Below are 15,122 nucleotides of genomic sequence, written 5' to 3'. Positions count from 1 at the left end.
CCGAGTGGGAGAGCTTGACGGTCATAGTCCCGGCCCCGAGCCTCGCCGCCGACCGCCGATTGGGCGATTCACCAACATCCAGATTCTCAAACCCCAAACCCCAAACCCCAAACCCCAAACCCCAAACCCCAAACCCCAAACCCCAAACCCCAAACCCCAAACCCCAAACCCCAAACCCCAAACCCCAAACCCCAAACCCCAAACCCCAAACCCCAAACCCCAAACCCCAAACCCCAAACCCCAAACCCCAAACCCCAAACCCCAAACCCCAAACCCCAAACCCCGAACCCCGAACCCCGAACCCCGAACCCCGAACCCCGAACCCCGAACCCCGAACCCCGAACCCCGAACCCCGAACCCCGAACCCCGAACCCCGAACCCCGAACCCCGAACCCCGTCTGTCTCCCTCCCCATTTCCTGACCCCGCCCCGTGCTTGTCATGAACGCCTCCGCCTCCCTTGCTCCCACTCCGCTTTCCGGCCCGACCCCCGTGGCCCTGGCGGATCTGCTGGCCCGGCCCGATCTGTGGCGGGGAGATGCCCTGGCAGCCACGGCCTTGCCCGGCTTGCCCACCGGTTACCGGGCTCTGGATCGGCAATTGCCCGGGGGCGGCTGGCCTAGCCAGTCCTTGAGCGAAATTCTGGCGGCCCCGGGGACGGGGGTGGCCGGGCTGCTGGCCCCGGCTCTGGCGGCGGCCCGAGGCGGGGTGCTCCTGGTGGCGCCCCCCCGGGGGGTGTATGCCCCGGGCTGGGCCTCGGTGGGCCTGGACCCGGCCCGGCTGCTGGTGGTGGAAGCCGGCGGACGGGACGGGGCCTGGGCCTGCGAAACCGCCCTGGCGGAAGGGGGCCTGGGGGCGGTGCTGGCCTGGTTACCGGACATCGACGCCCGGGGCCTGCGCCGGCTCCAGCTGGCGGCGGAGGGCTTTGCCGGGGCGGCCTTTCTGGTGCGCCCCCCGGCCCGGGCCCGGGAAGCGTCCCCCGCCCCCCTGCGGCTGGCCCTGAAATCCCTGCCCCAGGGCCTGGAAGTGACCCTGTTAAAGCGCCGGGGCGGCGCCCTAACCCGGCCCTTGACCCTGGTGCCGCCCCTGCCCGTGGCCCGTTTTCTGGAGCGTGATCGTGCTCTGGCTCGCCCTGCGATTTCCCCGCTTGCCCCTGGACGCCCTGTCCCCCTGCCGCTCCCCGTCTGAGGCTGGCGGGGACGCGCTGCCCCGGGCCGTGGTGGCCCGGGGGCGGGTGGTGGCGGCGGACGGTCTGGCCCGGACCCTGGGAGTGGAACCGGGCATGGGCCAGTCTTCCGCCTGGGGCTTGGCGCCCCGGCTGGCGGTGCAGGAGCGGGACGGGGCGGCGGAAGCCCGGGCCCTGGATGCCCTGGCCTGTTGGGCGGGCCGTTTCACCCCCCAGGTGAGCCTGGACGGCCCGGCCGGGCTGGTGCTGGAAATCGGCGGCTGCCTGCGCCTCTTCGGCGGCCTGGACGCCTTGCTAGCCCGGGCCTGCGGCGGGGTACTGGCCCAGGGCTACGCCCTCTGCGCCGCCTGTGCCCCCACTCCCCTGGCGGCCCGCTGGCTGGCCAACGGCGCCCCCTGGCTGGAATCGGAAGATTGGCCGGGGCACCGGGACGCCGAGGCTGGGACCGGGGCGGCGGGCCAGCCAGACGCAACTCCTTCTTTTTCCCCCGAGCTCCGCGCCAGGAAGCTTGCCCCCGCTGGCCTGACCCCGACCACGACCCCGACCGCGTCTCAGGCCCAACCCCAACCCCAACCCCAACCCCAACCCCAACCCCAACCCCAACCCCAACCCCAACCCCAACCCCAACCCCAACCCCAACCCCAACCCCAACCCCAACCCCAACCCCAACCCCAACCCCAACCCCAAGAGGGCGCCATGACGGCCTCTGGCGCTTCAACCCTTCCCTGGCTACCGGACGAGGCCCCGGAGGCCTTGTCCGCTGATCCGGATTTTCTGGCCTGTCTGGCTCGGGCCGTGCCCCGCAGTGACGGGGGGGCGGCGCTGGCCGCCATCCTGGCCCCCTTGTCCTTGGCCTGTCTGGACCTGGAGGCGGGGGTCTGCCGCCGTCTGGCCAATTTCGGCATGACCACCTTGGGGGGCCTGCTGGGCCTGCCCCGGGCCGGGCTGTCCCGCCGTTTTGGGCCCTCCCTGGCCGGGGATCTGGCCCGGGCCCTGGGGGAAGTGCCGGACCCCAGGGCCCGTTTCCCCTTTCCCGAACATTTCCGCCAGTCCCTGGAACTCCCTGCCCGGGTGGAGCAGGCCGGTGCCCTGCTGTTTGCCGCCCGGCGCCTGTTGGAAAGCCTGCAAGGCTGGCTGGCGGTGCGGGGCGCCGGGGTGAGCCGCTGTACCCTGACCCTGGAACACGAGTACCGGGCCCCCACCGATCTGGTGCTGGGTTTTGCCGGCCTGACCCGGGACGGGGCCCGGCTGACCCGGGTGCTGGGGGAACGGCTGGGGCAACTCACCCTGGCGGCCCCGGTCCGGGCCCTGGTGCTCCAGGCGGATGAGGTGGGGGAACTGGCCGGGGAAGAGGGCGTCCTGCCCGGCCAGTCTGGCCCCGGGGAGGGGGACCCGGCCCGGGTGGCGGTGGTGCTGGAGCGGCTCCGGGCCCGGCTGGGGGAGGACAAGGTCTATGGCCTGACCACGGTGGCGGATTACCGCCCGGAACGGGCGTCCCGCAAATGCCCGCCGGACGGGCTGCTGGCCACCCGGCCCGGGGAGGGGGGCGAGGCTAGGCCCTCTGCCGCCCCCCCGCCCCCCGGGCCCCGTCCCCTTTGGCTGCTGGAGCCTCCCCGTCCTCTGGACGAGCGCCAGGGCCGCCCCTGGCATGCCGGCCCCTTGAGCCTGTTGGCCGGGCCGGAACGGATCGAAAGCGGCTGGTGGGATCAAGGAGAGGAGGGCCCGGAGGCCCCCGGGGAGGCCCCGGCCCTGACCGGCGACCTGTGCCGGGATTATTTCGTGGCCGCCAATCCCCGGGGGGAATGGCTGTGGATTTTTCGGGATGCCCGGGGCTGGTTCCTCCACGGCAGTTTTCTCTGAGCCTGGGCGCCCGCCATGGTCACTTCCACCCCACCCTCCGCCCCCGAAGCCCCCGGCCTGCCCGACTACGCCGAGCTCCACTGCCTTTCCAATTTCACCTTTCTGCGGGGCGCCTCCCACCCGGAAGAACTGGTGGCTCGGGCTCGGGACCTGGGCTACCGGGCCCTGGCCATTACGGACGAATGCTCCTTTGCCGGGTCGGCCCGGGCCCATCTGGCGGCCCGGGCTCTGGGGGCGGATTTCCACCTCATCCACGGCACGGAAGTGACCCTGGCGGACGGCCTGCGGCTGGTATTTCTCGCCTGCAACCGGGCCGGTTACGGCAACCTTTCCGCCCTGGTGACCCTGGGGCGGCGGCGGGCGGAAAAGGGCCGCTATCACCTGACCCGGGGCGATCTGGGGCCGGTGGGCCCCCAGGGAGCGCTCCCCGATTGCCTGGTGCTGTGGCTACCCGGCCCCGCCGCCGAGGGCGGGGCTGGCCCAGAGGAGCGAGAGGAAGGATTGGCTTGGCCCGGGGCGCCCCATCCGGCGGAAAAGGGCGTGAATCCTGGGTCCAGGGGGGCCAGGGCCGTGACTGGGTTCGGCCCCGGGGCGCCAGCGGGGTGGGGAACCCAGGGAACTCAGGGAACTCAGGGAACTCAGGCGGGGGATCAGGCGGGGGATCAGGCGGGGGATCAGGCGGGGGATCAGGCGGGGGATCAGGCGGGGGCCCCCGGCACTCCTCCCGTGCCCGGCGAGGGCGCCGCCTGGGCCCCGGACGCTTCCCCCCTATCCGCCCCCTCTGCCACCGCAGCAAGCTGGGGCGGCCTGGGGGCAGGGGGCGCGGCGACTCCCCCGGGCGCCGGTGGGGCGGAGGCTTCCTCCTCCGCTACCGCGCCGGACCACCTCCTGCCCTGGGATCCGGAGGATGGGGCCTGGCTGGCCCGGCGCTTTCCTGGCCGGGTCTGGATCGGGGTGGAACTCCACGCCGGGCCGGACGACCGGGGGCGGCTGGAATCCCTCACCGCCCTGGGGGCCGCCTGCGGCCTGCCCCTGGTGGCGGCGGGGGACGTGCATATGCACCTCCGTTCCCGCCGCCCCCTCCAGGATGTGCTCACCGCCCTGCGTCTGAAAACTACGGTCTTTGCCGCCGGCCACGCCCTCTTTCCCAACGGGGAGCGCCACCTGCGGTCCCGGCTGCGCCTGGCCCGGGTCTATCCCCCCGCCCTGCTGGCGGAAACCCTGGCGGTGGCGGCCCGCTGCACCTTTTCCCTGGACGAGCTGCGCTATGAATACCCGGACGAGGTGGTGCCCCCGGGCCTGACCCCGGCCGCCTATCTGGCGGCGGAGGTGGCGGTGGGCCTGGAACGGCGCTATCCGGCAGGCACCCCGGCCCCGGTGACAGAGCGCATTGCCCACGAGCTGGCCTTGATCGGGGAACTCCGCTACGAGCCCTATTTCCTCACGGTGTACGAGATCGTCCGCTTTGCCCGCAGCCGGGGCATTCTCTGCCAGGGCCGGGGCTCGGCGGCCAATTCGGCGGTGTGCTACGCCCTGGGCATTACGGAGGTGGACCCGGCCCAGTCCGAACTGCTCTTTGAGCGCTTTGTTTCCAAGGAGCGGGGGGAGCCGCCGGATATCGACGTGGATTTTGAGCACCAGCGCCGGGAAGAGGTGATCCAGCACATCTACGAAAAATATGGTCGGGACCGGGCGGCTTTAGCCGCCGCCCTGATTACCTACCGCACCCGGGGCGCCCTGCGGGACGCGGGCCGGGTTCTGGGCTTTGGCCGGGAGCAGATCGATGCCCTGGCCGGCACCCTGGCCTGGTGGGACCGGCGGGACCAGCTGCCGGAGCGGCTGCGCAGCGTGGGCCTGGACCCGGACAGCCCCCGGGTGGCCAAGTGGCTGGCGGTGACCGAGGCCCTCATCGGCTTTCCCCGCCATCTGACCCAGCACGTGGGGGGCTTTGTCATTTCCCGGGGGCCCCTGTCTCGCCTGGTGCCCATCGAAAACGCCGCCATGGCCGGGCGCAGCGTGATCCAGTGGGACAAGGACGACATCGACGCCCTGGGCCTGATGAAGGTGGACGTGCTGGCCCTGGGCATGCTTTCCGCCATTCGTCGCAGCCTGGACCTGATCACCGCCCGCCTGGGCCACCCCTTCGCCATGCAGCAGATTCCCCGGGAAGAGCCCCGGGTGTACAACATGCTCTGCCAGGGCGACAGCATGGGGGTGTTTCAGGTGGAATCCCGGGCCCAGATGGCCATGCTGCCCCGGCTCCGGCCCCGGCGCTTTTACGATCTGGTGGTGGAAGTGGCCATCGTCCGCCCCGGCCCCATCCAGGGGGACATGGTCCATCCCTACCTGAAACGGCGTCATGGCCGGGAACCCATCGAACGGGTCTCCGAGGCGGTGGACCGGGTCCTGGAGCGGACCTGCGGGGTGCCCATTTTCCAGGAACAGGTGATGCAGCTGGCGGTGGTGGCCGCCGGTTTCACCCCGGGGGAGGCGGACCAGCTGCGCCGGGCCATGGCCGCCTGGAAGCGCAAGGGGGGCCTGGAACCCTTCCAGGCCAAGCTGATCCAGGGCATGGCCGCCCACGGCCTGCCCCAGAGCTTTGCCCAGCGCATCTACGCCCAGATCCAGGGCTTTGGGGAATACGGCTTTCCCGAATCCCACGCCGCCAGTTTCGCCCTCCTGGTCTACGTTTCCGCCTGGCTCAAGCGCTTCGCCCCCGCCGCCTTCTACTGCGGCCTCCTGAACAGCCAGCCCATGGGCTTCTACTCCCCCTCCCAACTGGTCCAGGACGCCCGCCGCCACGGGGTGACCGTGCTGCCCCCGGAGGTCACGGTGAGCGATTGGGACTGCACCCTGGAAGACCGGGACGGGCCCCCGCCCCCGGGCCGTTTCGGCAAACCCGCCCTGCGCCTGGGCCTGGGCCGCATTGCCGGGCTCTCCCAGACGGGGGCAGAACGGCTCCTGGCCGCCCGCCGGGAGCGGCCCTTCGCCCATCTGGCCGATCTGGCCGCCCGCAGCGGCCTGGACCGGCGGGACCTGGAAGCCCTGGCCGCCGCCAACGCCCTGGCCCGGCTGCTGGGGAGCGGGGAGGGGCGGGCGGATGGGGCTGAGGAGAGGTCTTGGGTGAGAGGGCGGGATGGAGAGCCGGATAAGGAGCAGGGTAGGGCTTGGGATGGGGAGCGGGATGGGGGGCTGGGTCGGGCTCGGGGTGGGGCTCGGGGTGGGGAGCGGAATGAGGTGCGGAATGGAGGGCGGGATAAGATGCAGGCGGGGGAACTTCCGGCGGAGCGGAGGGGGGCAGGTTCCCCTCTGGCCGGAGCGGAGGCCCCAGGAGAAGGCGGCGCTTCCGGTCCAAGGGCGTCAGCAGCGCCGGCGGCGCGGTCCGGCTTTAGCCCCCTCGAATTCGCCCTGACTCCTCCCCAAAAAACGGCCTCTCAACCCCAAGGGACGGACTTTTTCCTTAACGCCCAGGGGACAGGGAAGAACGACGGCCTTCTCCTTGCAGGCACCCCGCAAATGCCCGAGAATCGCCCGTCTCCGGAAGGTCGCCCCGCCACCCACCGCCGTCAGGCCGCCTGGGCGGTGGCGGCCCTGGAGGGGCCCAGTGGACGGGGCTCCCGGGCCGGGCAGGGAATACAGGGCGACCTCTTCGCCGGCCTGGCCCCCGCCGAAGCCCCCGTTACCCTGGCCGCCCCCACGGAAGGGGAAAACCTGGTGGCGGACTACACCAGCCTGGGCCTTACCCTGGGCCGCCACCCCCTAGCTCTGCTGCGTACCGCCCTGAGCGCCCGCCGCTTCGTCACCGCCGCCCAGCTCTGGGCCGCCCCGGACCGCAAACTCCTGCGGGGCGCGGGCATCGTCACCAACCGCCAGCGCCCGGGCACCGCCAGCGGCATCGTCTTCCTCACCCTGGAAGACGAAACGGGCAACGTCAATGTGGTGGTCAAACCGGACCTGGTGGAAAAGCAGCGCCGGGAACTCCTAGGCGCCCGCCTGCTGGGCGTCTACGGCGTCCTGGAATCTCGAGAAGGCACCGCCCACCTGCTGGCCAAACGGCTGGTGGACCTGACGCCGTGGCTAGGACAACTGCCGACGAGTAGTCGGGATTTTCATTGAAGGGCGGGAAACGACCCTAAGCGGAAGTTGCTGGCCTAGGAAAACGGATGTTCAGAAACCCTTGAATTTATCGGCCACCGTAGGCAATCCAGTGGAATGAAGGGCTACCTTTCCATGTTTGCTGATGAAGTTGCTTGTCATGGAAGCAGCCTACTGCCTAGTTACACGTCGGCTTCCAATCGCTTTGTTCCAGGTCGGCCGCCATCTTTTCATTCTCTGTGTTAATTGTCTTCAGCAAGGTCCCACTATTGGCGGGATCTTCACCCATTGGATGTTTGCTGGCGTACTGAAAGACCACCGTGCCGCAAGTCCCCATGTGAAAGCTTTTGTGAACGTTGGATTCGTAGGTGGGATTATTCGGGTCAGGCTCAAAGATGAATCGAGCAAAACCATGGTCAGCCTTCAAATAAAGCTTGTAATGTGGTTTCGGCTTGGTTGCCTCAAGTGAAATTCCGACTGACTTTACCCACTTTTCGGGAGTGACGTTGACGTCCTTCGCGTAGTTGAGCGTGACCAAGGTTATCCAATTCTCGATGTTTTCCCCGTTTGCCGTGTATTCGTAAATTGCCCGCCCATTTTTCGTTGCGCTTTTGTAGGCTAGATTGAATACCCGACCAGATAGGTTAATCTGTTCTGGCGGAATTAATTCTTGGGCAAGAAGTGTCTGAGAGGTGAGAAAAAGAAAAACGCTAAACGGAAAGCAAAATATCTTTTTAAATAACATGGATTTCTTTCTATGAATTCTTATTATTGGAAACTGGCCACTGGCCAGAAGATTAGCAAATCTTTACCATTTCTGACTGTCAGGCAAGTGACGACCCAAAGCGGAAGTTGATGATTTTGAAAAGCAGACGAGACTTTTAGGAACGTCTGAATTCACCGGCCTGCGCGGTTTTATCGCGCTAGTCCGTGTTGAGTGATGGATTAGCCATTGCTGATCTCCCCTGGGCAAATGAGCTCGGCGATCCGAAGCCAGAGACTTACATAGCCTTCAAATAGGTCTCCGTAATGGTGATCGTATGAATCTAGGGTCTTGAGCTTAGGATGCGATTGGAGGATTGCATTTAGTAGCCATCCCGGGGAAAAGCCGTTAGGTAAAGGCGCGTCTTTTGGATTGCCGACTAACTTATTGAATGAATCTTTGAACTGTTTTTTTGCTTTGTCGGAGTTGTGTGCAACACGATTCCGAATGATTACAGAAAAATCTAACCATTCAATGTCTTTAATAGACACTACGAGGAAAGGATTCGCCTTCTTGAAATGGACTTCGGAAATCGATTGCACCCAACGAAAACTGCTCCACCTCATACGTCGTTCAGCCTCTCGGTTGTTTGATTCTCCCGCCGCAAGTAGGAGTGCATGGTTTTTGTCTTCTGCTTTTCCTGCACGCAGCTCCGGTAGACTCCCATTTGGAGCTGGATAACCACTTAGATAACCGAGGTAGACATTCGCTACAAAGTCCTCCCATGCGGCGACTGCACTGAGAAAAGCGAGCCCGACAACCTTTGCCGCGACATTTGGTTGATAAGTCGTCTCTTCGAAAGACTCACCATCAAACTTGCACATCTCCTTTGCAGGGCCGTAGATACGCATTGCCGTCTCAAGACTGGAAAGCAAATCTTGCTTGGCTCGTAACTGGGCTTTGCTACCTTTTTTTTGCATGCAAAATGGCTAACGTCTGAATTCATCGGCCTTGCGCTGCTTTATGCGCAAGGCCCGGTGGAATGATGGGGTGGGCATAGGCCTAAGAACCAAAGAAATCAAATACGACACAACCCTTGGAATAGGATGCAATGATTTTTAAGTCACTTAGGCTAACGGCATCCACGTTTTTCAGAGTTATCTGAGCTCCACTGTAACTCGCATTTGAAGCGATGATCTTCAGATCGCTGGCTGGAATATTTCGTGCATCGAGAATCATGCCTCCGCCTTTACTAGCAATGATCTTGAGGTCACTTATTGAGACTGACATTTCAATTACTCCTACGCAAGAATTGAATCGCTGAGTTGGAAGTTGTAAATCTCGCCTTCAAATGAGACAGAGAGTCGATACAGCCCCGCATCAATCTTTACTTTCAAGATTTGGCCGAGCTTGTTGTTCATTGGACTGTCTGGTTTTTTGACAATTATATCTTCACCAATAACAGCTAGTTCTTTCTTGAGCATATGGAAATATCTCAAAGCCTATAGATGCTCAACGTAAAGTGGGCAGCAATTTTGCAGGGTTCCTCGGCGTCATGGCGGACAACCTGGCGGTACTCATCGGAGCAATCCACTGTTTTTCACTGAATTTTTTGAGTAATATTAGTTCATTCCAGTGCTAAATGTCCCGTCAAACCTTGTAAGGGTGCTTGAAAGTATCAATGGCATTATACGGTTACTTTTGGGCAACTTAATTACTGGCCGCTACTGGCCGATTTCGGTCTCGGTAGGATTTAAATCTCACCAAATAGCCCCCCAGTATCAGAACTGTTTCTCCACCCCAACCGTAAACATATTTACATCCACTTTGGCTGAGAAGTTCATTGGCGCAATGTATTGGCCATTGGCTGCATGGATGGGGGTATTGAAACTGGACCGGCCAAAGTCGAAATATTGGTATTCTGCTTTGAGGATAAGATTGCTGGGTAATTTATATTGGTAGGTAATGCCCGCTGTCCATCCCAGCCGGAGATTCCGTTTTTCGTGGCTGGCAGAATATTGAGCGCTGCCTGTGTAGGAATCCACATAGTCCATGCTTGTTCGCAATTGGGTCCAAGCCGCACCCGCCGTCGCGGATAGGAGGGAATTGCCAAAAGCATATCCGGCCCGGCCTTTTAAGATCAGGAGCCCGTTGAGTTTAGCGTTTTGCTTGTAGTTGTAATGGTAGGCGTAAGCGCCTTGGTTATAAGGGTAGGTGGTGGATTTTTCCAGGGAAATATCCGCAAAATCAAATCCCATTTCTCCACCATAAACCAGGGCGCCGGTTTGACGATTGTAGGCTAGGGAAAGGCCAGCCACGGCACTATTGTCTGTCTTGGTTTTATGGCCATTCGCCCACATTCCTGCGGTTTGGTGTGCGTTATAAAACCAGGATGTGTCATCGGGGCCGGTTTGATATTTGGCGGTGGTGCTTGCCATCCCGGCATTCAGACCAACCAACCAGCCATCCCAGGTATCGGCCTGGGCCAGGGTGAAAACGGAAGCGCAAAACAATACCAAGGGGAAAAGCCGGGGGAGCATACGGGGGAACATGGGAAATGCTTTAGGTAATTTTGATGACATTAGAATTATGTGCAAGCTAAAACAAAGGATTGCACGGAGAATACCTACGGCATTATGGTCTTTGCATGGGGGATTGACAATCAGGGGGAGCCGAATCCCAGAGTTTCGGCTTGAGGTCTTAGGGGGATATTTATTCCGGCCTATGGTTTTGCCCCGAGCCTGGATTTTCCCTGGCCCTTGGTGTCCCGTCCTTTCGGGGTTTTACCCCGTTTTGCCTGATTTTTCACCGCTTCGTCATATCCCTGATGGGCCAGGGAAATCCGGACTTATCCCCAGCTTTCCCCCCAGGTTCTGGGGAAAGATTCAGAGCTTTTTGAGCTGGATGCCGTATTTGTGCACGGCGTACCACATCTGGCGGGCGCTGATGTGGAGGAGGCGGGCGGCTTTGGCCTGGACCCAGCCGCATTTTTCTAGGGCCCAGAGAACGCTCTGGCGGTCGATGATGTCCCCGTTTCTGGCGGTGGCTCCTGGGGGGGATTGCGGGACCTGGGAGGCGGGGCGAGGGCGGGGGCCTTCTTCCGGCGGAGGCGGCGCTGCCAATGCCGGGGCGGTGGCTTGGGGGGGCAGGCCGTGGGGCCCGGCGGCCTGACAGCGGGAGGTGCCGCAGGGCAGGTGGCGGATGAGGGCTTCCGGGCTTTGGGCGGCGGCCTGGGCCAGACAGCTTTCCAGCCCGGCCACGTTGCCCGGCCACTGGCAGCGATACAGGGTTTCCAGCACCCCGGGGGCCAGCTCCAGGGGCTGGGGCCGGTTTCGGCTCAAGCGGCCTAGCACCTGGGCCACCAGGGCCGGGATGTCTTCCCGCCGTTCCCGCAGGGGAGGAAGGCGCAGGGCTTCCCCGTGCAGGCGGTAATAAAGGTCGGTCCGGAAACGGGCGCTCACCACCAGGCTTTCCAGATTGGGTGGGGTGGCCACCAGCAGGCGCACGTCTTCCCTTGCGGTTCCCTGGCCCCCTTCCTGGGCCTGGAGCAGATGGAGTAGGCGGGCCTGGACGGCGGGCCCCACGCTTCCGATGCCGTCCAGATAGAGACTGCCCCCCAGGGCCCGGTGCCAGGCGCCCGTTTCCCCCCCTTCCCCCGGACCAAACAGGCGGCGGATCAGCACCGCTTCCGGCGTGTCATGGCAATCCACGGCCACGAAGGGCCCGCCCTGGCGGGGGGAGAGGCGGTGCAGGGCCTGGGCCACCCGGGCCTTGCCCGTGCCCGGTTCTCCTTCCAGCAGGACGGGACCGGCTTTGGGGGCGATGCGCAGCAGATCGGTAAAAATCTCCTCCATGGCCCGGGAGGTGCCCACCAGACCTTCCAACTGTTCCCAGGCGGCGATCTGGCGGCGCACCCCCAGGCTGGGGGCTTGGCCGTCCCCTGGTGCCGGTTGGGCCCGGACAGCCAGTTGCTGGGCCACCAGTCCGGCGGTAAGGGCCAGCAGGGTGGATTCCCCCGCCGGTGCCCGGTCGAAGCGGGCCAGGAGCCAGCCCGTCGGCGGTCGGGCGTCCCCCACGGGGACGGCCCGGGTGATTCGCTCCGGGTTGGTGGCGCCGGGGTCGGACAGGTCTCCGGACAGGCGCTCGAGCCACGCTTCCGGCGTGGCGGCGGCGTTCGGCCCTTCCTCCCTGGGCAGCCGGGTGCCATGGCATTGCCAGAGGCCCGGGCCGGTCTGGAGCAGGAGCCGGATTTCCTGGGCGCCGAGCCGGGTTTGCAGGCATTGGAGGGCCGGGCCCAGGCTGAGGGCCAGCTCCGGCCCCCGGCCCAGTTCCCGGCCAATGGCGTAAAGGGCCTCCAGGTCCGGGGTGGGATTGGCGGGGGGCAGGGGGGCGGATTCGGGGGCCATGGCTTATTCCGGTAAGGGGCGAGCCGCCCGGGTGGGGACGGGGCGCCGGAAGGGGCCCTAGGCCCGCAGGGAACTCCAGATCCGGCCCACCCAGCCGGGTTGATTCCAATGGGCTTTGATGCCGGATTTGAGCAGATGGCCCACGTAGGTTTTGTCTTCCCGGCAGATGTGGTTTTCCAACCAGCGCTTGAGAAAAGCCATGAGATGGAGGTCCAGGCCGATCCGTCCGGCGGCGAAATCTTCCCGAATCTGCATCACCTCCCGTTTCAGCCGTTCATGCTGGGCTTTGTGGCCCTCGTAGCCCGGGTAGTCTGTCATGCGGAAGAGGCTTTCTTCCACGGCGAAATGGACGGCGGTGTATTGCACCAGTTCATCCAGGACCCGGGCCGAGCTTGCCCGGGGCGCCCGGTCGATCATGGCCTGATAGACCCGGTTGATGATGTCCACCAGCAGTTTGTGCTGGGCGTCGATTTCATCCAGCCCCACGGATAGGGTGGGGCTCCAGGGGAAGTAGATGGGCATGGCAGGCTTTCCGTGGTCCGTGGCGAAGAACCTCCCCTGGGGCGGCCCCTACTCGGGCCGGGCCGGCAGCACCCGCAGGGCCTTGCCCAGGGCCTGCATGAGCAGGCGGCGTATCCAGCCCAGGGTTTCCCCGGTCTGGATGCAGCCCATGCACTGGCCTCCCAGGCGCACCACCACCGTGTCCCCGGCGGCGCTCACCAGTTCCAGGGCGCCGCCGTCTGCCTCAATGAGGGGGCGGATTTCGGCCAGTACCGCTTCAATGCGGGGCCGGTCCTGGTCGTTCAGTGGGAGGGCGGTAATGGTTGCTTCCTGGGGCATGGCTTTTCCTTTCGGGTGGGGGGGCTGGGCGGTGGCAGGGGCGGTCAGGCAAAGCCGTACTGCTTGCCCTTCATGGATTCGATGTCGATGCGAATGACGGCGGTGCGGTCCAGATTGGCCTGGGGGTAGGTGAAATGCTGGTCGGTAAAGCGGGCCACGATGCCGTCCAGGGCCGCGATTTTTTCCTTTTCCAGGGTGACGAAATTGGCCTGGCCCAGGCCGATCACGGTTTTGTGCCGGGCTTCAAAATCGCAGGCCTTTTCATCTTCGATGACCCCCTGCTCGATGCTGACTTCGAAGCAGACCCGGTTATTGCGCTTCAGCATTTCGATCTTGGTGCCCGCCGGGGCGGAGTGGAAATAGAGGGCCTGGCCGTCGTAGCAATAGAACACGGGCACCAGAAAGGGCAGGTTGTCCTCCGCCAGGGCAATGCGCATCACCGTGCCCCGGTGGAGGATGGTGTCTATCTCCCCCCGGTCCTTGATTTCACGGTTTTTGCGGCGCATGGGGCCGTGGGGATAGGCGGCGGTATGGGGCGTCTCGGACATGGTCGGTTTCTTTCCTTGGCAAAAAGGGGAGCGCCGGGCTCCCTAGCAGTGGCAGTCGCTTTGTTCCAGGTTGATGATGTGGCGCAAGGTGCCCCCCTTGGGCACCGGGTAAGCGGCGGGGACGGCCGGGTGGGCGGCTAGGGCGGTCAGGTAGTCTTCCGGCAGGCCCATCTGGCGGCCGCCTGCTACCAGGCGCTGGAGATATTCCCCACTGGGGGGGCGGGCCGCCCCGAAGCTGTTGCGCATGTAGAGCAGCACCGAGTGGGCGTTGCCCTGGCGGTCCACCACCTCCGCCGGATAGTGGAAATAGCTGCCCGTGCCGTCCAGGCGCACGGAAAACTCCTGGTCCAGGCGTTCCCCGTCCAGCAGGTCCAGGGCATAGACCACGCCCCAGGTGGCGGCGCCAGGGCAGGGCTGGAGGGCTTCTTCCCCCCCGTCCCATTTCATGGTGTAGCCGCAGAAATCCAGCTGAAAACCGTCCAGCCGGGCCACCGCCAGGGCCTGGGCCCCGTAACAGTGGGTGGCCAGGAGTTTGGGGTCCAGATGAACGCCGTAGATGAAGTGCAGACGCTTGGGGGGCGGGGTGGAGGTCATGGGAGGTCCTTGGCAAATAGGGCTTAAAGGAAATGGGGAGTTAAAGGTCCGTAATGTCCTGGAGGTCCGCGGCCCGCCGCCGTTTTTCCCGGGGGCAGGGCAGGCACAGGGCGGGTCCGGCCCCCAGCAGGCCCACCTTGCGGGCCCGGCCTTCCGGGGTGTTGCGGGGATAGACGGTGACCCGCAGGCCGTTGCCGGTCACATCCACCAGATCGCTTTCCGCGCTCATGTCCAGCCGTTCCAGTTCCCAGGCCAGCCATTTGGGCAGGTGGTCGCAGACAATTTCCAGTTTGCGGAAGGGAATTTTTTCCAGGAAGGGGATGAGAATCTGCCGGGAAGTGGGGCCCGAAGGGTGTTCCAGGGCTTCCTTGAGGTCGATCCAGAAGCTGCCTTCCCGGGGATCACCGATCAGCAGGGGAGTGGGCATGGGCTTGCCCGCCAGGGAAATGAGGTCGAAGCGTTTTTGCGCCGCCTGTTCCTTTTCCCGGGCCTGAACGCTGTCCAGCTGCTGAACCAGGGGACCGGTGGATTTCCAGGTGGTGAAGCCCAGTTCTTCCTGGAAAACGGTGTAAATCATGCCCCGCACTTCCCCGGAAACCAGGCTGCGGCAATCCTCCAGCTGGGCACCCAGGGCATGGACCGCGGCTTTGACGGCGGGCAGCCCCATGGTTCGATCCACGGCAAAGGGGATTTCCCGCACCAGCCGCCAGGAGGGCGGGGCGGGGGGCAGGTTTTCCGCCTCGTAGAGGCGGAGGGCTCCGGGCTCGTAGAGGCTCACCGGGTTACCCCGGGAATTCACGTAGGCGGCGATTTTCATGGCTGTGCCCGTGCAGACTGGGCGGGGGCGCTCCCCACCGCCGGTGGTTGGCTTCAAGGGGGAGCGCCCCTCACC

General features: G+C 64.6%; 14 protein-coding genes. 3 read left to right on the top strand and 11 right to left on the bottom strand.

Going from position 1 to position 15,122, the window contains the following annotated elements; all coding sequences use genetic code 11:
- Nucleotides 1–439 precede the first annotated feature (439 nt).
- The 3 genes from imuA to Azoinq_RS01335 are packed head-to-tail and all read left to right on the top strand — an operon-like array spanning nucleotide 440 to nucleotide 7,160.
- On the top strand, nucleotides 440–1,186 hold the full coding sequence (gene imuA, locus Azoinq_RS01350; RefSeq protein ID WP_216127632.1) for a translesion DNA synthesis-associated protein ImuA: 747 nt from the start codon (nucleotides 440–442) through the stop codon (nucleotides 1,184–1,186).
- Nucleotides 1,116–3,044 (top strand): Y-family DNA polymerase, encoded by a 1,929-nt coding sequence (locus tag Azoinq_RS15040; protein ID WP_216127634.1) that lies wholly within the window; start codon nucleotides 1,116–1,118, stop codon nucleotides 3,042–3,044. Before imuA ends, Azoinq_RS15040 begins: the two co-directional genes overlap by 71 nt.
- Nucleotides 3,045–3,059: 15 nt before the next feature.
- On the top strand, nucleotides 3,060–7,160 hold the full coding sequence (locus Azoinq_RS01335; RefSeq protein WP_232368528.1) for an error-prone DNA polymerase: 4,101 nt from the start codon (nucleotides 3,060–3,062) through the stop codon (nucleotides 7,158–7,160).
- 157 nt (nucleotides 7,161–7,317) lie between these two features.
- Here Azoinq_RS01335 and Azoinq_RS01325 read toward each other — a convergent pair whose 3' ends face one another.
- The 11 genes from Azoinq_RS01325 to anfO form a co-directional block, all read right to left on the bottom strand.
- The gene (locus Azoinq_RS01325; protein ID WP_216127637.1) at nucleotides 7,318–7,884 is read right to left on the bottom strand and encodes a hypothetical protein; all 567 of its coding nucleotides are present in this window, start codon (nucleotides 7,882–7,884) and stop codon (nucleotides 7,318–7,320) included.
- A 200-nt stretch (nucleotides 7,885–8,084) separates the two neighbouring features.
- Nucleotides 8,085–8,822, bottom strand: a complete 738-nt coding sequence (locus tag Azoinq_RS01320; RefSeq protein ID WP_216127640.1) for a hypothetical protein — start codon at nucleotides 8,820–8,822, stop codon at nucleotides 8,085–8,087.
- An 82-nt stretch (nucleotides 8,823–8,904) separates the two neighbouring features.
- Complete coding sequence (locus Azoinq_RS01315; RefSeq protein WP_216127644.1) at nucleotides 8,905–9,132, bottom strand: hypothetical protein; 228 nt, start codon at nucleotides 9,130–9,132, stop codon at nucleotides 8,905–8,907.
- Between the two features lie 11 nt (nucleotides 9,133–9,143).
- Nucleotides 9,144–9,326, bottom strand: coding sequence for a hypothetical protein (locus Azoinq_RS01310; RefSeq protein ID WP_216127646.1), 183 nt, complete (start codon nucleotides 9,324–9,326; stop codon nucleotides 9,144–9,146).
- 297 nt (nucleotides 9,327–9,623) lie between these two features.
- Nucleotides 9,624–10,394, bottom strand: a complete 771-nt coding sequence (locus tag Azoinq_RS01305; protein WP_216127648.1) for an outer membrane protein — start codon at nucleotides 10,392–10,394, stop codon at nucleotides 9,624–9,626.
- Between the two features lie 333 nt (nucleotides 10,395–10,727).
- A complete protein-coding gene (locus Azoinq_RS01300) occupies nucleotides 10,728–12,248 on the bottom strand; it encodes a sigma 54-interacting transcriptional regulator (protein WP_216127651.1) in 1,521 nt (506 codons plus the stop codon).
- A gap of 57 nt (nucleotides 12,249–12,305) precedes the next feature.
- Nucleotides 12,306–12,770: a bacteriohemerythrin gene (locus tag Azoinq_RS01295; RefSeq protein WP_216127652.1), complete on the bottom strand. Its 465-nt coding sequence runs from the start codon at nucleotides 12,768–12,770 to the stop codon at nucleotides 12,306–12,308.
- 48 nt (nucleotides 12,771–12,818) lie between these two features.
- Entirely contained in the window at nucleotides 12,819–13,088 is a 270-nt protein-coding gene (locus tag Azoinq_RS01290) for a NifU family protein (RefSeq protein ID WP_216127654.1), read from the bottom strand.
- A gap of 44 nt (nucleotides 13,089–13,132) precedes the next feature.
- On the bottom strand, nucleotides 13,133–13,636 hold the full coding sequence (locus Azoinq_RS01285) for a pyridoxamine 5'-phosphate oxidase family protein (RefSeq protein WP_216127656.1): 504 nt from the start codon (nucleotides 13,634–13,636) through the stop codon (nucleotides 13,133–13,135).
- 42 nt (nucleotides 13,637–13,678) lie between these two features.
- The gene (locus Azoinq_RS01280; protein ID WP_216127658.1) at nucleotides 13,679–14,230 is read right to left on the bottom strand and encodes a gamma-glutamylcyclotransferase family protein; all 552 of its coding nucleotides are present in this window, start codon (nucleotides 14,228–14,230) and stop codon (nucleotides 13,679–13,681) included.
- Between the two features lie 40 nt (nucleotides 14,231–14,270).
- Nucleotides 14,271–15,047: a Fe-only nitrogenase accessory protein AnfO gene (gene anfO, locus Azoinq_RS01275; RefSeq protein ID WP_216127667.1), complete on the bottom strand. Its 777-nt coding sequence runs from the start codon at nucleotides 15,045–15,047 to the stop codon at nucleotides 14,271–14,273.
- Nucleotides 15,048–15,122 lie beyond the last annotated feature (75 nt).

The sequence above is a fragment of the Azospira inquinata genome (assembly GCF_018905915.1).
Lineage (GTDB): Bacteria > Pseudomonadota > Gammaproteobacteria > Burkholderiales > Rhodocyclaceae > Azospira > Azospira inquinata.
The sequence above is the reverse complement of the archived record's forward strand: the minus strand, read 5'-3'. Positions and strand labels throughout refer to the sequence as shown.